Below are 24,795 nucleotides of genomic sequence, written 5' to 3' on the forward strand. Positions count from 1 at the left end.
AACGCCCCGCCCGGCGGGGCGTTTTGTCACAGGGTCGAGGTAGGTTTCAGGTACCCGATGTTGTGCGACTTCGGGTGGCTAGAAGGGGGACATCCATGGCAACCCGAGACACCGGCGGCCAGTCGCAGAAGAGCCGCAGCTCCGAAGAGGTCGAGGACGTCACCGTCGAGGCCAACCCCGAGGTGGCCGAGCGCCACGCCGAGATCACCGAGGACGTCGACGACCTGCTCGACGAGATCGACTCCGTCCTGGAGGAGAACGCGGAGGAGTTCGTCCGCGGCTACGTCCAGAAAGGCGGTGAGTGAGGCGTTTGTCCGATCGTCGGTGATCGGATAATCACGTTTCGCTCTTAGCCGAATTCGAGCAGCGACCCGAGAGTCCGGAGGCGGACAATTCGGGCATAGCCCAGGAAGTACGGGCCGTCGTGCGCCGGATCGGGCAGGCTGGTCCTGACCCGTGCCCGGCGTGGGCGGCCCGTGCTTCGTCCGGGCCCGGACACGTCGATCACGATCATCGCACCGCCCGCGTGCCCGGGATATTGTGCTTCAACCGCGGTGCGATCACGTATCTGAAAGGAACCACGTGGCCAAGGACTTTGATCCATCCGGGCGCCTGCCGGATTTCTTCATGAACGCGGGGACGTCCTCCTTCACGCAGTTCCTGACCCAGGCGTCCCCCGAGTTGCTGCCGGGTCGCCGGCCGCTGCCGCCGGGGATGGCGGCCGACCTGGCGCCGCACGGCACCACGATCGTGGCGATCGCGACGGCCGAGGGCGTGGTCATGGCGGGCGACCGCCGGGCCACCATGGGCAACCTCATCGCCAGCCGGGACATCGAGAAGGTGCATCCCGCCGATTCGTACTCGCTGATCGGCATCGCCGGCACGGCGGGCATCGGCATCGAGCTGATGCGGCTGTTCCAGGTCGAACTCGAGCACTACGAGAAGATCGAGGGCATCATGCTGTCCCTCGACGGTAAGGCGAACCGGCTGGCCGGCATGGTGCGCGGCAACCTCGGCGCGGCGATGCAGGGCCTCGCGGTGGTGCCGCTGTTCGCCGGCTTCGACCTGTCGCCGGGCGACCCGTCACGGGCCGGGCGGATCTTCAGTTTCGACGTGGCCGGCGGCCTCTACGAGGAGACCGGGTACGACTCGATCGGCTCCGGCTCGCTGTTCGCGAAATCGGCGCTGAAGAAGAAGTACCGGCCCGGCCTGAGCACCGACGACGCGGTCCGGATGGCGGTCGAGGCGCTGTACGACGCGGCCGACGACGACACCGCGACCGGCGGCCCGGACGTGAGCCGCAAGATCTACCCGGTGGTGATGTCGGCGACCGCCCAGGGCACCCACCGGCTGACCGAGGAGCAGATCACGGCGGTGGCCGAGTCGGTCGTCGCCGGGCGCATGGAGAACCCGGGCGGCTGAGCCCCCTTTCAACGACGCTGAATCACCGGACGTGAGGGAGTAGCCACCCGTGGCCATGCAGTTCTACGCATCACCCGAGCAGGTCCAGCGCGACCGCTCGGAGTACGCCCGCAAGGGCATCGCCCGCGGCCGCTCCGCCGTGGTGCTCACCTACGAGGGCGGCATCCTGCTGGTCGCCGAGAACATCACCACCCTCCGGAAGATCAGCGAGATCTACGACAAGATCGGGTTCGCGGCGGTCGGCCGGTACAACGAGTTCGAGGCGCTGCGCCGGATGGGCGTCCGGATGGCCGACCTGAACGGGTACAGCTTCGACCGGCGGGACGTGACCGGGCGCGGCATGGCGAACGCGTACACCCAGACGCTCGGCGCGATCTTCTCCGAGACGCAGAAGCCGTACGAGGTGGAGATCTGCATCGCGCAGGTCGGCAGCAGCCCGGAGACCGACGAGCTGTACCGGATCACGTACGACGGCTCGGTGATGGACGAGCCCGGCTTCATGGCGATGGGCGGCCAGGCCGAGGCGATCTCCAACGTGCTGCGCGAGCGGCACGACACCGCGGCCGGCCTGCAGGCGGCGCTGGCGCTGGCCGCCGAGGCGCTGGGCAGCGTCGGCGGGGAGAACGGCCAGACCCGCCGGCTGGACGCCAAGCAGCTCGAGGTCGCGGTGCTCGACCGGCGGCGCAAGGGCCGCGCGTTCCGGCGGATCGCCGGGACGGCGCTCACCGACCTGCTGTCCGGCACCACCGAGGTGGCCGAGGCCGACCTCGGCGAGGTGGATGCGGCCCCGCCGAACCCGGCCGAGGACAAGCCGACCGTCTCGGCGGCGCCGGTGGTCGACGAGACGCCGGACGAGGAAGTCAACGGCGACGGTTCCTGACGCGAGGCGCGGCCCCCGGGCCGCGCCTCAGCTGTTCCAGGCGGCCGCGACGCCCAGGCCCGCGCCTAGGGCCGCGCCTCAGCTGTTCCAGACGGCCGCGACGCCCAGGCCCGCGCCTAGGGCCGCGCCTCAGCTGTTCCAGACGGCCGCGACCTCGGCCGCGACGCCCGGGCTCGCGCCCTGGGCGATGCCGGCCTCGATCGCGGCCTCCCAGCGGCCGGCGTCGAAGACGTTCGGGCCCAACGCCGCGAGGGTGGCCTCGTCCGGGGCGACCAGCGCCACCTTCGCCCCCTGTCGCAGCGCCTCGATCTCGGCCGCCGGGGCGCCGTGCATCCGGACCGGCGCGAGCGGCGCCAGCACCACGATCCGCCGGCACCCGGCGGCCAGGTCGGCGTTGGTGCCCGAGCGCACCCCGCCGTCCATGTAGCGGCGACCGCCGACGGTCACCGGCGGGAAGACGGCCGGCACCGCGCAGCTGGCCGCCACCGCCCGGTCGAGCGGCACCCCCGAGTCGCGGTCCCAGGCGACCGGCTCACCCGACCCGGCGTCCACGGCCGCGATGACGAACGGCCGCTCCGGCCAGTCGCGCCGGGGCAGGCGGCGGGTCAGCGAGGCCACGTACGGCTCCTCGGCCACCACCTTCGCCTCGAGTGCGAGCCGGCCGACGGTGCGCCGGATCTCGGCCGGCTCCAGCGAGTCGTCGGTGAGCGTGGCGAACGCCGCCGACCCGCGCTCCCAGTCCGGCTCGATCGGCGGGTCGCCGTCGCCGAACCGGGCTTCCAAACGCCTGGCCTCGTCGAGGTCGAGGCCGGCGGTGATCAGCGCGCCGGTGACCGACCCGGCAGACGTGCCCACCACCAGGCCGGCGCCGGTCAGATCCACGCCCGCGGCCCGCAGGCCGGTGAGTACCCCGAGATGCCAGGCGATGCCGGTGATCCCGCCGGCGCCGAGGACGAGAGCGTTCTCCATGGATCAATGGGTAGCACGCGGCAGAATGTCCCGATGCCTCGCATCGTGGCGCTGCGGCGCTATCCCCTGAAGAGCGCCCGCGGCGAATCCCTGACCGTCGCCCGGGTCGAGCCCGGCGGGCTGGCCGGCGACCGGGCCTGGGCCTGCGTCGACCCGGCGGACGGCACGGTCGGCAGCGCCAAGCACCCCCGCCGCTGGGGCGGCCTGCTCGCGGTCGGCGCCCGCGTGGCCGGCGCCGACCTGCGGGTGAGCGTGGGCGGATCGGAGTACGCGGCCGCCGACGCCGAGCCCGCCCTCGCCCGCCACCTGGGCCGCGCGGTGCGGCTGACCCGCGAGGTCCCGGCCGGCGCCCGCCTGCACCGCACGCTGCCCGGCGTCGACGGCATGGTCCCGGATTGGCTGTCCGGCCTGCGCCCGGGCGAGGACGCGATCACCGCGGCCGGCGGCGGGGGAGCGGGCGGCTTCGCCGACTTCGCCCCGGTCCACGTGGTGACGACGGGCGCGCTGGCCCGGCTGGGCGCGGCGGCTTCACGGTTCCGCCCGAACATCTTGCTGGACGCCGACGACGACCCGCCGGACGGCGCCGAACTGCGGCTGGGCGATGTCGTGCTGCGCATCATGTCGCCGACGCCGCGCTGCGTGATCCCGAGCCTGGCCCACGGCCCGGACGTCCCGCCGGACACGGAACTACTGCGCACCCTGGCCCGGCACTACCGGGTGCCGGTCGCGGGGCTGGGCAAGGCGGCCTGCTTCGGCTCGTACGCCGAGGTGCTGCGCCCCGGCGAGCTCGTCGTGGGCGGGGGCGGCCGCAGTGGTCCGGCGAGGCGCCCGTGAAGTACAGTTTTCTGTACGTCTTTCGGGAGTGGATATGCGAACGGTGAACTTCACTCAGCTGCGGCAGAACCTCGCCGCCGAGCTGGACAATGTCGTCGACGACGCCGAGGAATTGGTGGTGACCCGCTCGGGACACGATCCGGTCGTCATCGTGCCGCTGGCCGAGTATCAGTCGCTGAAGGAAACGGACTACCTCCTGCGTAACCCGCACAACGCCGAGGCGTTGCGGCGATCGATCGCCGAACTGGATCGCGGCGAAGGCGCCGAGCGGACGCCGTTCGACCCGGGGCCGGCTCAGGACGTTGCGTGAGGCTCATCTTCTCGGAGACGGCCTGGTCGCAGTACCTGAGCCATACCGATCGGAAGCTGGTCAAGAGAATCAACGACCTGATCGCGGACGTCATGCGCAACGGCTACCGCGGCATTGGCAAGCCGGAGCCGTTGCGCGGCGAGTTGTCGGGCCTCTGGTCCCGGCGTATCGATCAGGAGCATCGTCTGGTCTACCGGCTCAAGGACGGCGATGTCGAGATCGTCGCCTGCCGGTACCACTACGGCGACCGATGATCGCCGCTACGCCTCTCGTGAGCCGGGCAGGACGACGCCCAGTAGCCCGATCAGCAGTAGGCCGCCCGCGATGCCCGGCCACCAGTGCAACTCGTCGGCCGGCTCGGTAGCGAGGGCGACGGCGAAATCGCAGGCCGTCGCGGGCCGGTATGCCCCGGCGCAGGGTCGCGCCTCGCTCGACTCGGGGCGTATTCCCTGGGTCAGGACCAGCTGGACCGAACCCGACTTCGACCCGGCCGGGGCGGAAGCCTGCCACTCCAGTTCGCGGGTGCGTTCCGCGCGCTGGTCGACGAGCGCGAGGGTGACCACGGCCAGTGTGATCGCCACGGGGATCAGGCCGGCGGCGGCCAGTGGGGCCGGCCGGCCGTACAGGAGCGCCGCGTTCACGGCCAGGACGAGGAGCGCCAGCGCGACCAGCGTCAGGCCGATGACCAGCCCCGGCCCGGTCGGGCCCCAGCCGGGGAACAGCATGGCCACGGCCGCTGACAACAGGACCAGCGCGATGATGGCAGCGGGCAGATTACCGGGGCGGACCAGCCGGGGAGCGCGGCCCAGGACCGAGGCGGCCAGCAGTGCCCCGGCGAGGGCGAGCAAGCCGCCCTCGGTCAGGAGCGCCGGATCCACGCCGTCGTAGCCCCACCACCACGCGGTGGCCTGCACCGGCCAGCCGTCGCCGCCATGCAGGGCGTCCACGAGCGCGGCGCAGGCGGTCAGCGTGGCCAGGCCCGCCACGCCGGCCCAGCGGGTCCACCGCGGCGGCCCGGCGGGGACGAGCGGGTCGGTGGGCTCGAGCGGGCGGGCCGGTCCGGTGGTGCGCGTGAGCACGGCGATGACCAGCACGGACGCGGTGGCGAGGGTGCCGCCGAACGGGAGCGGCCGGTCGGCGACCAGGCCCGTCACGTACAGCAGGCCGATCACCGCGAAGGCCGTGATTGCCCATCTTTGCGCGCGCATCCGGGCATTCTGCGCTGATCGGGCCCGCCGGGGGACCGGTCAGATGGTCAGCAGGGGGCGCCACCAGGACCGGTTGGTGCGGTACCAGTGGATCGTCGCGGACAGGCCGGACGTGAACTCGACCCGCGGGCGCCAGCCCAGCTCACGCCTGATCTTGTCGTCGTCGAGGGCGTGGCGGTGGTCCTGGTCCTTGCCGTCGCCGGTCAGGCCGATCGCGTCCCAGCCGGCGCCCAGTTCGGCCAGGATCATGCCGGCCAGGTCGCGGTCGGCCAGTTCGACGGTGCCGCCGATGTGGTAGATCTCGCCGGGGCGGCCGTCGAGCAGGGCCAGGGCGATGCCGTGGCAGTGGTCGTCGACGTGCAGCCAGTCGCGGACCCGGGTCCCGTCCCCGCGCAGCCGGGCCGTCCGGCCGTCCAGCAGGGCCGTCACCAGCCCGGGGACGGTCTGCCCAGGGTCCTGGTAGGGCCCGTAGTTGGTGCTCGCCCGGGTCACCACGACCGGCAGGCCGTGGCTGCGGTGGTAGGCCAGGGCCATCAGGTCGGCGCCCGCCTTGGCCGCCGCGGCCGGCGTGGTGGGGGCGACCGCCGAGCGCTCGGTCCACGCCCCGGTGTCGATCGAGCCGTACACCTCGTCGGTGGAGACCTGGACGAAGCGCGGTACCTCACGATCGAGGGCGGCGTCGAGCAGGACCTGGACGCCGTGAACGTCGGCGCCGGACCGGGAACCGGCGAAGTGGACCACCGCGTCGTGGCCGCGCATGGCGTACCCGGCGACCGAGTCGTCGGCCACGTCGGCGGGGACGAAGTCGAGGCGTTTGTGCTCGGCGACCGGCGACAGGTTGGCGAAGCTCCCGGCGTACGCAAGCTTGTCGAGAACCGTGACCGCGGCACCCTGCAGGCCCGGCAGGCGGTCGGCCAGCAGCGCTCGCACGAAGTGCGAGCCGATGAACCCGGCGCCACCGGTGACCAAGAGCCTCATCGCCGTGCGAGTCTAACCGCGGCCCCGGGGGCGGCCACCCGAATCGGTGACCCGGCCGCGACGCGCAGTACCGGGCAATGCGCGAGTGGTGACTGCCAATGGATGCCCGATGAGGCTAGTGTTTCGTCATGGAACGGCGAATTTTCGGCCTCGAGACCGAGTACGGAGTCACGTGTACTTATCGGGGGCAGCGGCGGCTGTCGCCGGACGAGGTGGCCCGGTACCTGTTCCGCCGAGTGGTGTCCTGGGGGCGCAGCAGCAACGTTTTCCTACGCAACGGCGCCCGTCTCTACCTCGATGTCGGTTCCCATCCTGAGTATGCGACTCCCGAGTGCGACTCCGTCACCGACCTGGTCGCGCACGACCGGGCCGGCGAGCGGATCCTGGAGGGTCTCCTGGTCGACGCCGAGAAACGGCTGCACGACGAGGGGATCGCGGGGGAGATCTACCTGTTCAAGAACAACACCGACTCGGCCGGCAACTCGTACGGCTGCCATGAGAATTACCTGGTCTCCCGGCACGGCGAGTTCGGCCGGCTGGCCGACGTGCTCATCCCGTTCCTGGTCACCCGCCAGCTGATCTGCGGCGCCGGCAAGGTGCTGCAGACGCCGCGGGGCGCGGTCTTCTGCCTCTCGCAGCGCGCCGAGCACATCTGGGAGGGCGTGTCCAGCGCCACCACCCGGTCCCGCCCGATCATCAACACCCGGGACGAGCCGCATGCGGATGCCGAGCGCTACCGCCGGCTGCACGTGATCGTCGGCGACTCGAACATGAACGAGGTCACCACCCTGCTCAAGGTGGGCAGCGCCGACATCGTGCTCCGCATGATCGAGGCCGGCGTGGTGATGCGCGACCTGTCGCTGGAGAACCCGATCCGGGCGATCCGCGAGGTCAGCCACGACGTCACCGGCCGCCGCAAGATCCGGCTGGCCAACAACAAGGAGGTCTCGGCCCTCGAGATCCAGCAGGAGTACCTGGCGAAGGCGACCGAGTTCGTCGAGCGGCGCGGCGGCGACCAGACCGCCAAGCGGGTCGTCGAGCTGTGGGGCCGGGTGCTGAGCGCGATCGAGAGCGGCGACCTCGACCCGGTGTCCCGCGAGATCGACTGGGTCTCGAAGTACCGGCTGATCGAGCGCTACCAGGCCAAGCACGAGATCCCGATGTCCCATCCGCGGATCGCCCAGCTGGACCTGGCGTACCACGACGTCCGCCGCGGCCGCGGCCTGTACGCGCTGATGGAGAAGCGCAAGCAGGTCGACCGGATAGCGAACGACCTGGAGATCTTCGAGGCCAAGGAGACGCCGCCGCAGACCACCCGGGCACGGCTGCGCGGCGAGTTCATCAAGCACGCGCAGGAGAAACGGCGCGACTTCACGGTCGACTGGGTGCATCTGAAGCTCAACGACCAGGCCCAGCGCACCGTCCTGTGCAAGGACCCCTTCCGCGCGTACGACGAAAGGGTCGAACGCCTGATCGCTAGCATGTAGCACTGATGACCAAGCGGGAACGCTCCTTCGAGGATGTCTTGTGGGGCCGGGTGCAGCGCAAACGCGCCCGCATCCGGTCCGAGATCCACCGCAACCGCACCCGGAGCCACAAGATCCCTACGTGGGTGCTGGCCGCGGTCCTGGGCGCCGTGCTGCTCGGCTGGCTCTGGCTGGTCGTCGCCGGGTAAACCGCAACCCGGCGGCACCCGCGCCCGCAACCGGGGCCTCGTCTCATAAGACGCGTGAAGCGTTACGCCGTGCTCGCCGCCCTCGCGATCGCCGCGTACCAGCTCATTCCCGCCGGTGGCTGGTGGACCAGCGGCTGGCAGTTCGCCATCGGCTGTCTCGGGGTCGCCGGCATCCTGGCCGGCGCGCACCGGCTGTCCCGCCGCGAGCGGCTGCCCTGGTGGTGCTTCGCGTTCGGGGTCGGCGCCAACGTCACCGGCATCCCGGTCTCGATCTACTGCGTCGACGTGCTCGGCTGGCAGGGCCTGCCGACCCCGGCCGATCCGCTGTTCCTGCTGCTCTATCCGTCCTGCGCGGCCGGCCTGGCGCTGCTGATCCGGCGCCGGGAGCCGCGCCGGAACCGGACCGCGATGGTGGACGCCGCGACGATCACCACCGGGCTCGGGCTGCTGGCCTGGGTCTACGTGATCAAACCGGCGGCGATCGGGCAGAACATCGACATGCTCGGGCGGGCGGTCCAGGCCGCGTACCCGATCGGTGATCTGCTGCTGCTCGCCCTGATGACCCGGCTGCTGCGCGGCGACGGCCGCCGGGGCGCCCCGTTCTGGTGGATCACCGGCTCGCTCGCCGCGTTCCTGGCCGGCGACACCGCCTGGGTGCTGGTCGGCAGCATCCCGCAGGTCAGCGACGCGATCGAGAAGGTACAGTGGGCCAGCCGCTCGATCGACATGATATTCCTGACCGCGTACGTGCTGTTCGGCCTGGGCGCCCTGCACACCGACGCCCGCGAGGTCGGCGCCGCCTCGTCCCCGCACCCGGCCCGGCTCGGCCGGGTGCACCTGACCCTGCTCGCCGTGGCCTCGCTGATCGCGCCCGGCCTGCTCGCCGTCCAGCTCGCCCACGGGCGGGTCACCGACGGCTGGGCCATCGTGAGCTGCTGCACGGTGCTGTTCCTGCTGGTGGTGACCCGGATGGCGCAGCTGCTGCGGCAGGTCGAGCGGCAGGCCGCCCAGGTGCGTGACCTGGCCCGCCGGGACGAGCTGACCGGCCTGCCGAACCGCCGGGTCTGGAACGAGGACCTGCCCCGGGCGCTGGATTTCGCCCGCCGCGACGGCCGCCCGATGACGGTGGCGCTGCTCGACCTCGATCACTTCAAGGCCTTCAACGACACGTACGGGCATCCGGCCGGTGACCGGCTGCTCAAGGAGGCCTCGGCGGCCTGGCACGGCGCGCTGCGCTCGGTGGACCTGCTGGCCCGCTACGGCGGCGAGGAGTTCGTGGTGCTGCTGCCGGACGCCGGCGAGGACGAGGCGCGGCAGATCGTCGAGCGCGCCCTCGCCGTGACCCCGCAGGGCCAGACGTTCTCGGCCGGCGTCGCCGTCTGGGACGGCAGCGAGACCCCGGACCAGCTGGTCGCCCGGGCCGACGCCGCCCTCTACGAGGCGAAGGCGGCCGGCCGCAACCGGGTCATGGCCTAGATCAGCGAGGCGGCGTGGCGTCCCGCGGCCGCCGCAGTCAGGAAGTAGGCGTGGTCCTGGTCGAGGCCGCGGCCCATCGTGCTCAGCGGGACCGGGCTGGCCCGCAGCGCCGCGTCCAGGCCGTCGGTCTCGACCCGGACCAGGCGGTGCCTCGCCGCCAGCGGCGCGAGCGCCGCGTCGATCTCCGCGGCCAGGCGGGGCTCCAGGCCGTCCGGCACCGGCAGGTCCGCGGGGAGCAGAGCGACCTTGCCGTACGCGGTGAGCGAGTGGTGCGACACCCCCCGGTGGCGGGGGCGGCCGTCGCCGTCGGACACGCGCAGCGAGCCGACCGGCCGTCCGCCGAGCGTCGCGATCGCGTTCACCGCCTCGCCCAGCGCCACTCCGGAGAACCCCCACGGCGTGCCGGTGCCCAGGTTCCCGGGGCCCTGCGCGACGACGGCGACGTCCGCGCCCAGCACGTGCCGGGCGGCGAGCAGTCCGGTGTGCACGGTGCTCGCCTCGAGGTCGCCGCCGAAGGCCTGGCCGGTCGTGATCGTGCCGGCCAGGTGGTCACGCAGCCCGTCGAGGGTGCGCGAGAACCACGCGGGAAGCGCGCCACCGTCCGTCATGACGTACGCAATGATGGTTTGTGGTTTGTCCGCCTTTATGCCGGCGACAATGGCCGGCAGGGCCGAATGCAGGTCGGCCGTCACCACCGGCATGCCGTCGAGCGACTCGGCCGCTGCCATGATCGCGCGGTGCGGGGAGGCCTCCTCGTCGACGCCGAGCCGGATCGCCTGCAGCGGCGTGTACCGGGCCTTGACGAGGTGGCCGCGGTCGCGATTCGTCCCGTCCTGGGGCGGGTCTTCCGGAAGCCGGTCGGGTATCGCCACCACGAGCGCGTAACCGCCGGTGCCCAGTCCCATGACCAGCGCTCCCACGTTGAGCAGGACGCGGTCTTCTATTTTCGGAGAACCGACCAGGCCGGGGTACGCGAGCGCACGCAGCACACCGTCGTCCGTCCGGACAGCCAACTCGATCGCGCCGTGCCATTCGCGGCCGACAGCCTCCACCGTCCCCGATCGCCAGCGCACCATGACCGGCGAATCTACTCGACGCCGCCGTCCAGGTGATGGCGACCGGCCGTGCCCCGGGTCGGGTCGAGGAACACGTAGCTGATCTGCGGGAACCGGTCGCGCAGCCGCCGCTCGGCCTCGTCGGACGCCTCCTCGATCTCCCCGCCGGACACCTCGTCCTCGAAGTCGACCTTGGCGGCGACCAGGATGTCGCCCGGGCCCAGCTGCATGGTCAGCAGCGTCGGCACGGCCACCACGATCGGGATGCCGGCGATGTCCTCGGCGATCTGCTGGTGGATCCGGCGCGGCACCGAGCGGCCCACCAGCAGCGACACGTTGCTGCGGGCCAGGATCGCGGCCACCAGGAACAGCAGTACGCCGATCGCGATCGAGCCCGCCCCGTCCCAGACCTCGTCGCCGGTGAGCTCGGTGAGCAGCAGGCCCACGGCGGCCAGCACCAGGCCGATCAGCGCGGCCGAGTCCTCGAAGTAGACCGCCTTCACCGTGGTGTCCGGGGTCAGCCGCAGGAACCGCGACCGGGTCACGCCCCAGCGCCGGGACTCCCCGGCGACCTGGCGCTGGGCCCGCAGGAACGAACTGCCCTCGGCCGCGAAGGAGATCGCCAGCACCACGTACGACCAGACGAAGTCGCCGCTCTTCTCGTCCGCGACGATCGAGGTGATGCCGTGGTAGATCGAGAACCCGGCGCCGCCGACGAAGGTGAACAGGGCCGCGATGAAGGCCCAGACGAAGCTCTCCTTGCCGTGCCCGAACGGGTGCCGGTCGTCGGCCGGCTGCCGCCCGCGGATGAGCGCCACGTACAGGAAGATCTCGGTGATCGTGTCGGCGAACGAGTGGGCCGCCTCGGACAGCATCGCGGAGGACCCGGAGACCAGGCCCGCGACCAGCTTGGCCACCGCGATCGCGAGGTTGGCCGAACCGGCCAGGACGACGGTGCCGATGCTCTCGTTGCCGGTCTGCTCAGAGGTCACCCTGATCATCCTGCCCTGCACAGGTTACGAAGTAACGTCCCGGCCGGATGGCTGCTAGCGTTGCCTGCTGTGTCGCGGACCCGCACCGAGCGCCTGGTCAATCTCGTGATCTGCCTGCTGTCCACGCGACGGTTCCTCACCGCCGCGCAGATCGCCGCGACCGTCCCCGGGTACGAGCACGACCCGTCGGACTGGCGCGACCACGAGGCGTTCCAGCGCAAGTTCGAGCGGGACAAGGCCGAGCTGCGCGAGCTGGGCGTGCCGCTGGAGACCGGCACCGCGAGCATCTTCGACCAGGAGCCGGGCTACCGCATCGCGCACCGCGAGTACGCCCTGCCGGACATCATCCTCGAGCCCGACGAGGCCGCCGCGGTCGGCATCGCGGCCCGCCTCTGGCAGCACGCCGGCCTGGCCGCGGCCGCCTCCTCCGGGCTGGCCAAGCTGCGCGCCGCCGGCGTCGAGGTCGACCCGCAGGCCACCCTCGGGGTCGAGCCGGTGGTCACCGTCGACCCCGCGTTCGGGCCGCTGACCAGCGCGGCCCGCGACCGGCGCGCGGTGACCTTCAGCTACCGGGTGCCCGAGGTCGACGAGCCGGCCACCCGCCGCCTCGAGCCGTGGGGCGTGGTCTGCTGGCGCGGTCGCTGGTATGTGGTCGGCCACGACCGGGACCGGGACGCCACCCGCTGCTTCCGGTTGTCCCGGATAGTCGGGAGCGTGCGGCCGGTGGGCCGGTCGGGCGCGTTCGTGCCGCCCGCGCAGGTCGACCTGATCAGCCACGTGGCCGGCTTCGACGGGCCGATCCAGCGCACCGGGCGGGCCACCGTGGTCGCCCGGCACGGGCGCGCGGCCGGGTTGCGGCGCTGGGCGGTCTCGACCCAGCCCGGGCCGGAGGGCGACAAACTGACCTTGCCGTACGGGGATGCCGAGCGCCTGGGCGCGACCCTGGCCGGGTACGGTCCCGACGTGTATGTCGAGGGGCCGCCCGAGGTGCGGGACGCGGTGATCCAGCACCTCAAGGAGGTCATGGCCCGCCACGAGGGCGTGGTGGCCGCGTGACCGGTCCGAGGAACTCGGTCGACCGGCTGGGCCGGCTGCTCAACCTGGTGCCGTACCTGCTGGCCCGGCCCGGCATCCTGATCTCCGAGGCGGCCGCCGACCTGGACGTCAGCGAGCGGCAGCTCCGCGAGGACCTGGAGCTGCTCTGGGTGTGCGGGCTGCCCGGGTACGGACCGGGCGACCTGATCGACATGGCGCTCGACGGTGACCGGGTGACGATCAGCCACGACGCCGGCATCGACCGCCCGCTGCGGCTCACCCAGGACGAGGCGCTCGCCCTGGTGGTGGCCCTGCGGATGCTGGCCGAGACGCCGGGCACCGGCAGCCGCGACGTGATCGAGCGGGCGCTTGCCAAGATCGAGAACGCGGCCGGTGACCTCGCCGACGCCCCGGTCGCGGTCAAGCTGCCGGCCAACGCCGAGAAGCTCGACCAGGTCCGGGCGGCGGTCGAGGGCGGCCACGCGCTGCGGATGACGTACTACACCGCGGCCCGGGACGAGACCACCGAGCGGGTGGTCGACCCGATGCGGGTGCTGATGGTGGGCGGCCGGGCGTACCTGGAGGCCTGGTGCCGGCGGGCCGAGGCGACCCGGATGTTCCGGGTCGACCGGATCGACGCCTTCACCGAGCTGGACGAGCCCGCCGCACCGCCGCCGGAGGCCGCGCCGCAGGACGTCAGCGACGGCGTCTTCAAGCCGACCGCCGACCTGCCGCTGATGACGCTGCGGATCGGCCGGCGCAGCCGGTGGATCACCGAGTACTACCCGGTCGAGGAGATCCGGCCGTCCTCCTCCGGTTCATCCGGCTCGTCCGGCTCGTCCGGCTCCTCAGTTTCGTCCGGCTCGTCCGGTTCGTCCGGCGAGTGGATCGTGACCATGCGGATCACCGACCTCGGCTGGGCGCAGCGGCTGCTGATGGGCCTCGGCCCGGACGTCACCGTGATCGGGCCGCCCGAGCTGCTGGAGCGGATCCGGGAGCAGGCCACGGCGGCGCTCGACCAGTACAGCTCGCCCGCCCGGTAGGGTGGTCGGGTGCTGCTCTGGATCTGGATCGCCGTCGTGGTGGCCGCCCTGGTCATCCTGATCGCCGCGGCCGTGCGGCTGCTGGGCCGGCTGAGCGGGCTGCGGCGCGCCGCGGCCAAGCTGCGGCGCCGCCAGGCGGACGCGATGAAACTCCAGGAAAAGGCGCTGGCCCTCCAGGAAACCGTCCTTGAGGTGCAGCGACGAGCCGAGATGACACAGTCGCGGCTGGCCGCCGTGCGGCGGTAGCGTGCGGCGTTCCTTCCCTGTTGTCCAAGACTTAGGGGGAGGGGGCACAATCCTAAGGAGTCCGGTGGGCTACTTCACCGGATTTGACACGTACGATGGACCCCGCACACCTGATCCGACCGACTGGAGTTCACACCATGGGTGCCCTCAAGCCATGGCACATCGCCATCTTCGTGGTCGTCCTCGTGCTGTTGTTCGGCGCGAAGCGACTTCCGGACGCCGCCCGGTCGCTCGGCCGGTCGCTGCGCATCATCAAGGCGGAGACGAAGGGCCTCATCGACGAGAACAGCGACGTCGCGGAGAAGGCCGAGCCGCAGTACGGCCGCCAGCCCCTGCAGGGCGACGTCCAGGGCCAGGGCTACCAGCAGCAGGGGTACCAGCAGCCCCAGGGCTACCAGCCGCCGCCCGCCCAGCCGCAGCAGCAGCAGTACCAGCAGCCGCCGGCGCAGCCCTACGTCGACCCGGTGCAGCGCACCAACGACCGCTGACGCTCGGTCATGGCTCTCGTCCCGCGCCGCCGCCAGGGGCCCAGCAAGTTCCAGCAGGCCGCCGACGGCTCGATGACGCTGATCGACCACATCCGGGAGCTTCGTAACCGCCTGTTCGTGGCCTCGCTGGGCCTGCTGGTCGGCCTCATCGTCGGCTTCATCCTCTCCAAGTGGGTCTTCCACCTGCTGGAGGAGCCGTACTGCAGGCTGCCTTCATCGATTTCCGTGCGCGCCGATGGCAAGAAGTACTGCGACTTCGTGGTCCTCGGCGTCGGCGACGGTCTGATCATCCGGCTCAAGATCGCGCTGTGGGTCGGCGTGATCGTCGGCGCACCGGTCTGGCTCTACCAGCTGTGGGCGTTCATCGCGCCCGGCCTGCACCGGCACGAGCGCAAGTGGGCGTACATCTTCGTCACGATCGCCGCGCCGCTGTTCGCCACCGGCGCCGTGCTGGCGTACGAGGTGGTCGGCCACAGCCTGTCGTTCATCATGTCGGCGGGTGTGCTGGGCGAGCCGACGAAGCTCGAAGTCGGCAGTTATCTGAACTTCGTGTCCAGCATGCTGCTGCTTTTCGGTGGGGCGTTCGAGTTCCCGCTGGTCCTGCTGATGCTGAACTTCACCGGCGTGGTCACCGCCCGGCGGCTGCTCAGCTGGTGGCGGATCGTGATCTTCCTGTGCTTCGCGTTCGCCGCGATCGCCACCCCCGACCCCGGCCCGTTCGGCATGACCCTGCTGGCCAGCTGCATGATCCTGCTGTACCTGATCGCGGTCGGCATCGGCTTCATCAACGACAAGCGCAAGGGCCGCGGCCGGGAGATCTACGCCGACATCGACGACGACGAGATCTCGCCCCTCGAGGACGACCGGGTGCCGGTCGGCGCCGCCGACCCGATCGCGGCGCCCAGCCCGCTCGACGCGCCGACGCCGGTGCACAAGCCGTTGCCGCTGGAAGGCCGCTTCGACGACATGACGTAGTACGGTCCCGCCATGACGAGCGGTGACATCGCGGTGCTGGCCAACCCCCACGCGGGGCGTGGCCGGCACCGCGATCTGCTTTCTGGGGTGCTGGAGCGGCTGGGCTCGGCCGGGCACCCCGTGCGGCTGCTGGCGGCGGCCGGCGCCGAGGAGGCGGAGAAGGCCTGCCAACGCGCCGTCACCGAGGGCTGCGCAGCGCTGGTGGCGGCGGGCGGCGACGGCACGGTGCATCTGGCGCTGCAGGCCGCCGCCGAGCGGCCGGTGGCGTTCGGGGTGGTGCCGATGGGCACCGGCAACGACTTCGCGGCCGGCGTCGGGGTGCCGCTCGACCCGCTCGCCGCCGCCACCGGGATTGCCGCCGCGCTCGCTTCGTCGCACCTGGTGCCGATCGACCTCGCCCGGGCTCGCGGCACCGACGACGAGATCCGCTGGTTCGGGGCGGTGCTGGCGGCCGGCTTCGACGCGATCGTCAACGAGCGCGCCAACCGGATGCGCTGGCCGCGCGGGCCGCGCCGCTACGACCTGGCCATCTTCCTGGAGATGGTACGGGTGCGGCCGCGTCTCTACGCGCTGGAACTCGACGGCGTGGACCACGGCTTCGAGGGCACCCTGGTGGCGGTGGGGAACTGCCCGAGCTACGGCGGCGGCCTCCGCATCGTGCCGGCCGCCGACCCGGCCGACGGGCTGCTCGACGTGCTGACGGCGCTGCCGCTGAGCCGGCGCGCGATGACCCGCCTCAAGCCGAGGTTGCGCCGGGGCACCCATGTGACCGACCCGCGAGTCCGGACATTCCGGGCGAAACAGGTGCGCCTACATTCCAACGGCATCATCGCGTACGCCGACGGCGAGCGGGTCGGGCCGCTCCCGCTCGAGATCACCTGTGTACCCGGGGCGCTGCGTCTCCTGCGGTAGCGGTCCGGTTGCGCGGGCGGCCACGCGGTCAGAAATCCCGGAGGCGGCCGAACCTGAGGGCATGTCGCTCAGTTCACTCCGCTCGTTCGGTGGCGCCGCCTCGTTCGCCACCACCGCCTTCGACACCGCCCGCACGACGTTCAAGGCGATGGCCGACGCCGCGGTGCCGCCGGCCGGCGCGGACTCCTCCGTCCCGAACGGCTCGAAGGGCTCGGAGGCCTCCAGCGGGACCGGCTCCCACGCGGCCGGCGAGCGGACCCAGGGCGCCGCGGCCTCCTCGGCGTCGGCCACGGGCAGCGGCGAGGTGCGGCGCGAGGCCGAGCGCAGCCCGGCGGAGAAGCGCAAGGCGGGCATCCGCAAGGGCGTGGCCCTCGACGCCTACGCCTGAGCGGGTCAGACCCCGCACCCGGCGAGCGCCAGCGCCGCCGTCAGCCCGTTCGGCAGCCCCGGCTCGGAGGCCGGCAGCACCAACGCGGCCAGCCCAGCCGTCACCGCGCCGGCGTCGGCGGGAGAATCACCGACCATCAGCGTCCGTTCCGGCTCGGCGCCCAGCATGCCGCACGCACGCAGGAAGATCGCCGGGTCGGGCTTGGTGCGGCCCACCTCGTAGCTCAGCGCGTACGCGTCGATCATCGAGTCGAAGCCCCAGGCCGCGAAGTGCGGGCGGATGTCGAAGCCGATGTTGCTGACCACCGCCACCTTGATGCCCGCCTCGTGCAGCGTACGCAGGGTGGGCTCGGTGTCCGCGTACGGCAGCCAGCCCGCCGGCCCCAGCAGCCGGTCGTACAGCGCGTCGGCCAGCCCCTGCACGCCGGTCGGGACGGTCGCGGCCAGCCCCGTGTACGCGGCGCGGTGGCTGTGCGCGTACAGGTCACGATCGGCCCAATGCTCCGCCAGATGCGGCGGCACCCGGGCCGGCAGCGGGCCCCCGGCCCGCCCGGCCATCACCAGCCGGTCGGCCAGGGCGGTCGCCTTCGCCCGGTCGAACTCTTGCCCGCAGGCCACCGCGGCCGCCTGCACCCACTGCACCGGATCCTCCACCTGGGCCAGCGTGCCGTGGAAGTCGAACAGCACGGCATCGAGCTGACGGGACGGCCGATGGGGAGGATGATCGCTCGATTCCACGGCTTCCGGCACGTGGTGCACCTTACCCACCCGGTCCGGCAGGCTGGGACGCAACCGGCCGCGCTGCAAGTTGTCACACGCTCGCATTAGCCTTGTGGTCATGACGAGTCCCGCCGAACGGTATGCGGAATCGAAGCGGCGGGCGGCCCGGCAGGCCGAGTTCCCGGCGCTCGACGACTTCATGCTCGATGTCGGCTTCGACCTTGACGATTTCCAGCGCGCGGCCTGCGAGTCCCTCGAACGGGGCAGCGGCGTGCTGGTGTGCGCGCCGACCGGCGCCGGCAAGACGGTGGTCGGCGAGTTCGCCGTGCACCTCGCGCTGCGCGCCGGGGAGCGCAAGTGCTTCTACACCACCCCGATCAAGGCGCTGTCCAACCAGAAGTATCACGACCTCGTCGAGCGCTACGGCCCCGACAAGGTCGGCCTGCTCACCGGCGACAACGTGATCAATGGGGACGCCCCGGTGGTGGTGATGACCACCGAGGTGCTGCGCAACATGCTGTATTCGGGCTCGGCCGCGCTCAAGGGGCTGGCCTATGTGGTGATGGACGAGGTGCACTACCTCGCCGACCGGTTCCGCGGCGCGGTCTGGGAGGAGGTGATCATCCACCTCCCGGCGTCGGTGACCCTGGTCTCGCTGTCCGCGACGGTCAGCAATTACGAGGAGTTCGCCGACTGGCTGGTCACCGTCCGCGGCGAGACCGAGGTGGTGGTCAGCGAGCACCGGCCGGTCCCGCTCTGGCAGCACATGCTGGTCGGCCGCCGCATGTTCGACCTGTTCCACGACGCCGACGCGGCCAGGAAGCACGACGTACACCCCGAGCTTCTGCGCTACACCCGCGAGATGGAGCGCCGCCTGGAGCTCACCGACCGGTCGTACGGTCCGGGCAACCGCGGTCGTTCCCGCCGCTGGCAGCCGCCGCCGCGCCCCGAGGTGGTCGACCGGCTGGAGCGGGCCGGGCTGCTACCGGCGATCCTGTTCATCTTCAGCCGGGCCGGCTGCGACGCGGCCGTCCAGCAGTGCCTCTCGGCCGGCCTGCGGCTGACCGACGCCGACGAGCGCGCCGAGATCCGCCGGATAGCCGACACGCGGATGGCCGCCATCCCGCGCGAGGATCTCTCCGTTCTCGGCTACTGGGAGTGGCTCGACGGCCTCGAGCGGGGCATCGCCGCGCACCACGCCGGCATGCTGCCCGCCTTCAAGGAGGCGGTCGAGGAGTGCTTCGTCCGCGGCCTGGTCAAGGCGGTCTTCGCCACCGAGACCCTGGCCCTGGGCATCAACATGCCGGCCCGCTGCGTGGTGCTCGAGCGGCTGGTCAAGTTCAACGGCGAGGCCCACGTCGACCTGACCCCCGGGGAGTACACGCAGCTCACCGGCCGGGCCGGGCGCCGCGGCATCGACGTCGAGGGCCACGCCGTGGTGCTGTGGAGCCCCGAGGTCGACCCGCGGCACGTCGCCGGGCTCGCGTCGACGCGTACGTACCCGCTGCGGTCGTCGTTCCGCCCGTCGTACAACATGGCGGTGAATCTGGTCGGCACCGTCGGCGCGGAGCAGGCGCGCGACCTGCTCGAGTCGTCGTTCGCCCAGTTCCAGGCCGACCGCTCGGTCGTCGGCCTGGCTCGTCAGGTGCAGCGAAACATCGACACCATGCAGACGTACGGCGAGGACGCGGCCTGTCATCACGGCGACTTCGACGAGTACTTCGCGATCCGGGTCGCCATCGCCGACCGGGAGAAGGCGCTGGCCCGGCAGGGCGCCGCGTCGCGCCGGGCCGCCGCGGTGTCCTCTCTGGAGCGGCTGCGGGTCGGCGACGTGATCCGCGTGCCGCAGGGCCGTCGCGCCGGGCTCGCGGTCGTGCTGGAGGCGCCGGCCGGCGGCTTCGGCGAGCCGCGGCCGCTCGTGCTGACCCAGGACAGATGGGCCGGCCGGGTCAGCCCCGCGGACTTCCCGGGCGAGGTGGAGGTGCTGGAGCGGCTGCGCGTACCCAAGCACTTCAATCACCGCAACCCCTCGGCCAGGAGGGACCTTGCCGCCCAGGTCTCCGCCACCGGTCTTGATCGGCATGGCGGCGGCCGTCGCGGCCGGCGCGCCGGCGGGCCCGCCGGGGAGGATGCGGAGATCGCGCTGCTCAAGGTGCAGATGCGGCAGCATCCCTGCCACGCCTGCCCCGAGCGCGAGGAGCACGCCCGCTGGGCCGAGCGGCGGCACCGGCTGGAGCGCGACACCGACGCCCTGCGGGACAAGGTCGCCGGCCGCACGGGATCGCTCGCGCGCACGTTCGACCAGGTGTGCGCGGTGCTCGGCGAGCGCGGCTACCTGTCGCCCGAGGGCGAGGTGACCGACGCGGGGCGGATGCTCGGGCGGATCTGGTCCGAGGCCGACCTGCTGGTCGCCGAGTGCCTGCGGCAGGGCGTGTGGGAGGGACTGGCCCCCGACGAGCTGGCCGCCGCGGTGTCGATGGTGCTGTACGAGTCGCGCCGCGAGGGCGACGACCGCGCCTCGGTGCCGAAGGGCCCGATCACCGCCGCGGTCGACGCCTGCACGAAGCTGTGGGCCGAGATCGCGGCGGACGAGGCCGACCACGGGCTGACCCTGACCCGCGAGCCCGACCCGGGGTTCGTCTGGCCGATGTACCGGTGGGCGCGGGGCGAGCCGCTCGCCCGGGTGCTGGCGAGCGGCCACAACTACGACGCCGACATGCCGGCAGGCGATTTCGTACGCTGGGCGCGGCAGGTGCTCGACCTGCTCGGCCAGGTCAAGGACGCGGGCGCCGCCTCGGAGGGGATCCGGGCGACGGCGCGCAAGGCGATCACCGCGGTGAACCGGGGGGTGCTGGCGTACCAGGGCGAACTGTGACGGCAGCGCTCTCCGATGGGCCGGCGCCCGGCCCTGAGGCATACTCCTTACCCATGAGTAGGCGGGTCTGGGGTACGCCGCAGTTCGTGCTGCGTGCGGCCATCGTGGCGTGCGGGGTTGCCGGGCTGCTGATCGGGGACAATCGGGTCGTCTACTTCACGGCGCAGAGCAACCTGATCGTGCTCGCGTACTTCGTCGGGGCGCTCTACTGGATGGCGAAGCAGTCGACCGTCGAGCCACCGGCGCCCCGATGGCGCGGGGCGGTCACGCTGTGGATCCTGATCACCTGCTTGATCTCGCACTTCCTGCTCAACCACGGGAAGAATCCGCTGCCCGGTCTCGCCGCCGCCGGGGCCGGGGTGGCGCTGGCGAACTGGTCGCTGTTCCTGGTGCATTACGTCGTGCCGGTGCTCGTACTGGTGGATTGGGCGGCTTTCGGACCGCATCGGATCGTCCGCTGGCGGGATGTGCCGCTTTGGATCGGCTACCCGCTCGGCTACGGGCTGATGATCGAGGTGCGGGGGGCGCTGTTCCCGGCCGTGCCGATCAAGTACCCGTATTTCTTCCTGGACCCCGGGGAGCACGGGTACGGCTGGGTGGGCCTGCAGTTCGTCCAGCTCGCGATCATTTTTGGCGTGTTGGGAGCGGTTGTGGTCGGCCTCGACCGCCTGGGAGCGGCCGCCGGCGGCGGCCGTCGTCGAACGGACGTGGCCGCCGGCTCGTCCGTCCCTCGGACGGAGAGCGAGCCGGCGACGCTGAACTGACGTGGCCGCCGGCTCGTCCGTCCCTCGGCGGGAAAGCGAGCCGGCGACCCCGGACCGACGTAGCTGCTGGCTCGCCCGGGTCAGGCGCCGATGCGGCCGAACCTGACCTCTCCCGGGCTCCAGATGGTCGCCAGGCGTACTCGGTCGCCGGGCTTGGGCGCGTGCCAGACCCGGCCGGCGCCGGCGTAGACCGCCACGTGGTAGGCGCGCTGGCCGGACACCCAGAAGACCAGGTCGCCGGGGCGGGCCGCGGCGCGGCTGATCGGGTGGGCGGCGTGGTACTGCTCGTTCGCCGTGCGGGGCAGGCGGACGTGGACGGCGCGGTAGGCGTACCCGGACAGGCCGGAGCAGTCGAACGCTCCCGGGCCTTGGGCGCCTCGGCGATAGGGCTTGCCCCGCTGGGCACTTGCCGCCGCGACGATGCGGGCGCCGCGCAGACCAAGGAGGGCGGCGGGGGAGAGCGATGGCTCGGGAGCGCTTCCGGTGGGCACGCTGTGCGCGACCGGGGCCGTCGGCGCGGCCTGGGCCGCGCCGGGGGCGATCAGCAGGCCGAGGGCGGACATCAGGGCCATAAGTGCCCAGGTGAGAGCGTTCTTGGGCAGGGCGGAGCGAAGATGAGCGGACACGACGATTCCTGGTCCTTCAACCGCCTGCGAGGTCAGCTGTCGGGTTGGGCCTGAAGGCGGCCCGTCGCGGATGGCGACTTCACCCCTAGCCGGCGCGTGGCCGGACCGGATGGGTTCCCCGCTCCCGCCCATTGAGGTTCCTGTCGGTGACATGGGCCGCGCGCGGTGGGCGGGACTCGGCGTCCGCGGGCGGTGTGGCGGCCTACCCGCGACGACTGGCCGGGTGGCGGCGCCAGACCCGATCGGGACCGATCGCGGGATCCGGCGGGAAACGCGGTGCTTGCTCCCGGACGGCTACCGGCGAATCGGGGACCGCGGACAACCCCGGGGCAGACCGGACGGTGTCAGCCGTGGATCGGGGCGTCGAGACCGGTCAGGGGCAGGCCGGACCCGCCCCACGTACGCGCGATGATTTCACCCGCGATCGCGACGGCCGTTTCCTCCGGTGTGCGGGCGCCCAGGTCCAGCCCGATCGGGGCGGACAAACGCGACAGCGCGGCCTCGGACACCCCGGCCTCGCGCAGGCGGCGCATCCGGTCGGCATGGGTGCGGCGGCTGCCCATCACGCCGATGTAGCGGGCCGGCGTGCGCAACGCGACCTCGAGGAGCGGCACGTCGAACTTCGGGTCATGGGTGAGCACACAGAGCACCGTGCGCTCGTCGACCGCCGTGGACTCCAGGTAGAGATGCGGCCATTGGACGACCAACTCGTCGGCCGACGGAAAGCGCTTGCGCGTGGCGAAGACCGGACGGGCGTCGCAGACGGTCACGTGGTAGCCGAGGAAGCCGCCGATCCGGGCGACCGCGCCGGCGAAATCGATCGCGCCGAACACGATCATGCGGGGTGGTGGGAGGTACGTCTGGACGAACACCTCGACGTCGGCCATCCGCTGTTCGCCGTGTTCGCCCAGGCGGACCGTGCCGGTGGCGCCGGAGGACAGCATGCCGGCGGCGACCTGCTCGGCCGCCCGGTCCAGGCCGGCGTCGCCGAGCGAGCCGGCCACCCGGGACGGCCAGATGACGAGCTGGTGGTCGCCGAGCGAGACGGTCGCGACCGGGCGGCCGTCCTGGATCGCGGCGAGAACGTCGTCGAGGTCGGTCAGGGCGACCCACGGCTGCACCATCACCTCGATCGTGCCGCCGCAGGTGAGGCCGACTTCGAAGGCGTCCCCGTCGCTCACCCCGTACGTGTGCTGCTGGGCCTTTTCGGTTTGGATGACCTCCTCGGCGGCGGCGTAGACGGCGCCCTCGACGCAGCCGCCGGAGACGCTGCCGAGGACCTCGCCGCGTTCGCTGACGGCCATCGAGGAGCCGGGCTGCCGGGGCGCCGAGCTCCAGGTGCGCACGACCGTGGCGACCGCGAAGGCGACGCCCTCGGCGCGCCAGGCGATCAGTCCGTCAACAATGTCCCGCACGGCCACACCCTCCGCGATCAATTGTTGCTCGTCAACGGCGAGTTAAGAGATCCCTTAGGTACCTGTTGACATTGATCAGGTGGAGCGCGAGGGTCACCACGATTCCGGGAGGTGGATCGTGCAGGTGCCGGCTCCGTTCGAATACGAACGCGCCACCAGTGTGGACCAGGCCATCGGGCTGCTGGAACGTCTGGGCAGCTCAGCGCGGCTCGTGGCGGGTGGGCACAGCCTCCTGCCGATGATGAAGCTGCGGCTGGCGAACTTCGAATATCTCATCGACATCAACCCGCTGCACGATCAACTCGGCTACATCCGGGTGGGCGGCGACGAGGTCCGGATCGGGGCGCTGACCCGGCATCGGGAGTTGCTCGAGTCGGACGAGCTGGCAAGCGCTTTCCCGATTTTCCGGGACGCCGAGCGGGTGATCGCCGATCCGGTCGTCCGCAACCGCGGGACGCTGGGCGGGTCGCTCTGCCAGGCCGATCCGTCGGAGGACCTGTCGGCGGTGTGCACGACGCTGGACGCGCATTGCGTGATCCGCGGGCCGCGCGGCGAGCGGGTCGTCTCGATGGAGGAGTTCCACGTCGGGCCGTACGAGACGGCGGTCGGCGACGACGAGATCCTGATCGAGATTCGCGTTCCCCGCCGGCCCGGGTCGGGAAGCGCTTACCAGAAGGTCGAGCGGCGCGCGGGCGACTGGGCCGTGGTGAGCGCGGGCGCGGCCGTCTGGCTCGCCGGGGACGGAACCATCTCGGACGCGCGGGTCGGCCTGGCGGCGGTCGGGCCGAACACCACCGGAATTCCCGAGATCTCGGCAACGCTGCGCGGCCAGGTCCCGGATGAGCGCGTTTACCAGCGGGCGGGGGAGATCGCGGCCCGCAGCTGCGACCCCGTCACCGACCAGCGGGGCAGCGAGGAGTACAAGCGGCACCTCGCGGACGAGCTGACCCGGAGGACTTTGCGTACGGCCGTCGAGCGGGCGAGGAGCTGAACCGATGCAGGTCACGATGACCGTCAACGACGTCGAGGTCACCCGGGAGATCGAGGGGCGGCTGCTGCTCGTGCACTTCCTGCGGGACGTGCTCGGCCTGACCGGCACCCACTGGGGCTGCGACACGAGCAACTGCGGCACCTGCGTGGTCTGGCTGGACGGTGAGCCGGTGAAGTCGTGCACCGTGCTCGCCGCGATGGCCGGCGGCCACGAGGTGCGTACGGTGGAGGGCCTGGCCGGCAACGGCGAGCTGGACCCGATCCAAGAGGGCTTCATGCAGTGCCACGGCCTGCAGTGCGGGTTCTGCACGCCGGGGATGATGATGACCTGCCGGGCGCTGCTCGACCGCAATCCGGACCCGACCGACGCGGAGATCCGGGAGGCCATTTCCGGTCAGATCTGCCGCTGTACGGGCTACTCGACGATCGTTCGCTCCGTGCGATGGGCTTCCGTGCACGAAGCGGCTGCCGCTCAGCAGGAGGCGAACGCATGACCTCCTGCACCGAGCGGCACTTCAGT

At 71.9% G+C, this 24,795-nt stretch carries 28 protein-coding genes and 1 riboswitch; of the genes, 20 read left to right on the plus strand and 8 right to left on the minus strand.

Annotated elements, in window-relative coordinates; all coding sequences use genetic code 11:
- The first annotated feature begins 95 nt into the window (after positions 1-95).
- The 3 genes from IH26_RS0106050 (at position 96) to prcA (ending at position 2,302) form a co-directional block, all read left to right on the plus strand.
- Complete coding sequence (locus tag IH26_RS0106050; RefSeq protein ID WP_030435105.1) at positions 96-305, plus strand: ubiquitin-like protein Pup; 210 nt, start codon at positions 96-98, stop codon at positions 303-305.
- A gap of 277 nt (positions 306-582) precedes the next feature.
- Positions 583-1,422 (plus strand): proteasome subunit beta, encoded by an 840-nt coding sequence (gene prcB / locus IH26_RS0106060; protein ID WP_030435106.1) that lies wholly within the window; start codon positions 583-585, stop codon positions 1,420-1,422.
- Positions 1,423-1,471: 49 nt separating this feature from the next.
- Entirely contained in the window at positions 1,472-2,302 is an 831-nt protein-coding gene (gene prcA / locus IH26_RS0106065) for a proteasome subunit alpha (protein WP_030435107.1), read from the plus strand.
- Between the two features lie 129 nt (positions 2,303-2,431).
- On the opposite strand, the gene IH26_RS0106070 is transcribed toward prcA, so the two are convergent.
- The gene (locus IH26_RS0106070) at positions 2,432-3,271 is read right to left on the minus strand and encodes a patatin-like phospholipase family protein (protein ID WP_030435108.1); all 840 of its coding nucleotides are present in this window, start codon (positions 3,269-3,271) and stop codon (positions 2,432-2,434) included.
- 33 nt (positions 3,272-3,304) lie between these two features.
- On the opposite strand from IH26_RS0106070, the gene IH26_RS0106075 reads away from it, so the two are divergent.
- Genes IH26_RS0106075 through IH26_RS0106085 form a run of 3 tightly spaced genes read left to right on the plus strand, consistent with a single transcriptional unit; the run spans position 3,305 to position 4,669 of the window.
- Positions 3,305-4,105, plus strand: a complete 801-nt coding sequence (locus IH26_RS0106075) for an MOSC domain-containing protein (protein WP_030435109.1) — start codon at positions 3,305-3,307, stop codon at positions 4,103-4,105.
- A gap of 34 nt (positions 4,106-4,139) precedes the next feature.
- A complete protein-coding gene (locus tag IH26_RS0106080) occupies positions 4,140-4,415 on the plus strand; it encodes a type II toxin-antitoxin system Phd/YefM family antitoxin (RefSeq protein ID WP_034213910.1) in 276 nt (91 codons plus the stop codon).
- Positions 4,412-4,669, plus strand: a complete 258-nt coding sequence (locus IH26_RS0106085) for a Txe/YoeB family addiction module toxin (protein WP_030435111.1) — start codon at positions 4,412-4,414, stop codon at positions 4,667-4,669. Before IH26_RS0106080 ends, IH26_RS0106085 begins: the two co-directional genes overlap by 4 nt.
- Before the next feature lie 6 nt (positions 4,670-4,675).
- Here the strand turns inward: IH26_RS0106085 and IH26_RS0106090 are convergent, their stop codons facing one another.
- On the minus strand, positions 4,676-5,623 hold the full coding sequence (locus IH26_RS0106090) for a hypothetical protein (protein WP_030435112.1): 948 nt from the start codon (positions 5,621-5,623) through the stop codon (positions 4,676-4,678).
- 39 nt (positions 5,624-5,662) lie between these two features.
- Positions 5,663-6,601, minus strand: a complete 939-nt coding sequence (locus IH26_RS0106095; protein WP_030435113.1) for a dTDP-glucose 4,6-dehydratase — start codon at positions 6,599-6,601, stop codon at positions 5,663-5,665.
- Positions 6,602-6,729: 128 nt separating this feature from the next.
- Here IH26_RS0106095 and pafA point away from each other — a divergent pair, with 128 nt between their 5' ends.
- Genes pafA through IH26_RS0106110 form a run of 3 tightly spaced genes read left to right on the plus strand, consistent with a single transcriptional unit; the run spans position 6,730 to position 9,752 of the window.
- Entirely contained in the window at positions 6,730-8,088 is a 1,359-nt protein-coding gene (gene pafA / locus IH26_RS0106100; RefSeq protein ID WP_030435114.1) for a Pup--protein ligase, read from the plus strand.
- Positions 8,089-8,093: 5 nt separating this feature from the next.
- Entirely contained in the window at positions 8,094-8,276 is a 183-nt protein-coding gene (locus IH26_RS0106105) for a hypothetical protein (RefSeq protein ID WP_030435115.1), read from the plus strand.
- 54 nt (positions 8,277-8,330) lie between these two features.
- Positions 8,331-9,752, plus strand: a complete 1,422-nt coding sequence (locus tag IH26_RS0106110; RefSeq protein ID WP_245664948.1) for a GGDEF domain-containing protein — start codon at positions 8,331-8,333, stop codon at positions 9,750-9,752.
- Here IH26_RS0106110 and IH26_RS0106115 read toward each other — a convergent pair.
- Both IH26_RS0106115 and IH26_RS0106120 read right to left on the minus strand, forming a co-directional pair.
- Positions 9,749-10,828: a DUF3866 family protein gene (locus tag IH26_RS0106115; RefSeq protein ID WP_030435117.1), complete on the minus strand. Its 1,080-nt coding sequence runs from the start codon at positions 10,826-10,828 to the stop codon at positions 9,749-9,751. The two genes, IH26_RS0106110 and IH26_RS0106115, sit on opposite strands and share 4 nt — an antisense overlap.
- Positions 10,829-10,839: 11 nt before the next feature.
- Positions 10,840-11,808, minus strand: coding sequence for a cation diffusion facilitator family transporter (locus IH26_RS0106120; protein ID WP_030435118.1), 969 nt, complete (start codon positions 11,806-11,808; stop codon positions 10,840-10,842).
- A 60-nt stretch (positions 11,809-11,868) separates the two neighbouring features.
- Here IH26_RS0106120 and IH26_RS0106125 point away from each other — a divergent pair, with 60 nt between their 5' ends.
- From IH26_RS0106125 to IH26_RS0106155, 7 genes are all read left to right on the plus strand, one after another.
- Positions 11,869-12,855 carry a helix-turn-helix transcriptional regulator gene (locus IH26_RS0106125; RefSeq protein ID WP_030435119.1) on the plus strand — a complete coding sequence of 329 codons (987 nt, stop codon included), beginning with the start codon at positions 11,869-11,871 and terminating at the stop codon, positions 12,853-12,855.
- On the plus strand, positions 12,852-13,877 hold the full coding sequence (locus IH26_RS0106130; protein WP_030435120.1) for a helix-turn-helix transcriptional regulator: 1,026 nt from the start codon (positions 12,852-12,854) through the stop codon (positions 13,875-13,877). Before IH26_RS0106125 ends, IH26_RS0106130 begins: the two co-directional genes overlap by 4 nt.
- A 9-nt stretch (positions 13,878-13,886) precedes the next feature.
- A complete protein-coding gene (locus IH26_RS0106135) occupies positions 13,887-14,123 on the plus strand; it encodes a hypothetical protein (protein WP_030435121.1) in 237 nt (78 codons plus the stop codon).
- Positions 14,124-14,260: 137 nt separating this feature from the next.
- Positions 14,261-14,611: a Sec-independent protein translocase subunit TatA gene (gene tatA / locus IH26_RS0106140; RefSeq protein WP_030435122.1), complete on the plus strand. Its 351-nt coding sequence runs from the start codon at positions 14,261-14,263 to the stop codon at positions 14,609-14,611.
- Positions 14,612-14,620: 9 nt separating this feature from the next.
- A complete protein-coding gene (gene tatC / locus IH26_RS0106145) occupies positions 14,621-15,586 on the plus strand; it encodes a twin-arginine translocase subunit TatC (protein ID WP_030435123.1) in 966 nt (321 codons plus the stop codon).
- A 12-nt stretch (positions 15,587-15,598) separates the two neighbouring features.
- Entirely contained in the window at positions 15,599-16,498 is a 900-nt protein-coding gene (locus IH26_RS0106150) for a diacylglycerol kinase family protein (RefSeq protein WP_030435124.1), read from the plus strand.
- A gap of 61 nt (positions 16,499-16,559) precedes the next feature.
- A complete protein-coding gene (locus tag IH26_RS0106155; protein WP_030435125.1) occupies positions 16,560-16,886 on the plus strand; it encodes a hypothetical protein in 327 nt (108 codons plus the stop codon).
- Positions 16,887-16,891: 5 nt separating this feature from the next.
- On the opposite strand, the gene IH26_RS0106160 is transcribed toward IH26_RS0106155, so the two are convergent.
- Positions 16,892-17,644 (minus strand): HAD family hydrolase, encoded by a 753-nt coding sequence (locus IH26_RS0106160; protein WP_425394370.1) that lies wholly within the window; start codon positions 17,642-17,644, stop codon positions 16,892-16,894.
- 79 nt (positions 17,645-17,723) lie between these two features.
- Here IH26_RS0106160 and IH26_RS0106165 point away from each other — a divergent pair, with 79 nt between their 5' ends.
- Positions 17,724-20,480, plus strand: coding sequence for a DEAD/DEAH box helicase (locus tag IH26_RS0106165; RefSeq protein WP_030435127.1), 2,757 nt, complete (start codon positions 17,724-17,726; stop codon positions 20,478-20,480).
- Positions 20,481-20,533: 53 nt separating this feature from the next.
- Positions 20,534-21,244, plus strand: a complete 711-nt coding sequence (locus tag IH26_RS0106170) for a Pr6Pr family membrane protein (RefSeq protein WP_051807610.1) — start codon at positions 20,534-20,536, stop codon at positions 21,242-21,244.
- An 80-nt stretch (positions 21,245-21,324) separates the two neighbouring features.
- Here IH26_RS0106170 and IH26_RS53195 read toward each other — a convergent pair whose 3' ends face one another.
- Both IH26_RS53195 and IH26_RS0106180 read right to left on the minus strand, forming a co-directional pair.
- On the minus strand, positions 21,325-21,870 hold the full coding sequence (locus tag IH26_RS53195; RefSeq protein ID WP_211268592.1) for a C40 family peptidase: 546 nt from the start codon (positions 21,868-21,870) through the stop codon (positions 21,325-21,327).
- 6 nt (positions 21,871-21,876) lie between these two features.
- A riboswitch (cyclic di-AMP (ydaO/yuaA leader) is annotated at positions 21,877-22,026 on the minus strand.
- A gap of 188 nt (positions 22,027-22,214) precedes the next feature.
- Positions 22,215-23,285: an XdhC family protein gene (locus IH26_RS0106180; protein WP_030435130.1), complete on the minus strand. Its 1,071-nt coding sequence runs from the start codon at positions 23,283-23,285 to the stop codon at positions 22,215-22,217.
- Positions 23,286-23,403: 118 nt separating this feature from the next.
- Here IH26_RS0106180 and IH26_RS0106185 point away from each other — a divergent pair, with 118 nt between their 5' ends.
- Complete coding sequence (locus IH26_RS0106185) at positions 23,404-24,276, plus strand: FAD binding domain-containing protein (protein WP_030435131.1); 873 nt, start codon at positions 23,404-23,406, stop codon at positions 24,274-24,276.
- 4 nt (positions 24,277-24,280) lie between these two features.
- Positions 24,281-24,769 carry a (2Fe-2S)-binding protein gene (locus IH26_RS0106190; protein ID WP_030435132.1) on the plus strand — a complete coding sequence of 163 codons (489 nt, stop codon included), beginning with the start codon at positions 24,281-24,283 and terminating at the stop codon, positions 24,767-24,769.
- The last annotated feature ends 26 nt before the right edge of the window (positions 24,770-24,795 follow it).

It is taken from the genome of Actinoplanes subtropicus, from assembly GCF_000721705.1.
Classification (GTDB): domain Bacteria; phylum Actinomycetota; class Actinomycetes; order Mycobacteriales; family Micromonosporaceae; genus Actinoplanes; species Actinoplanes subtropicus.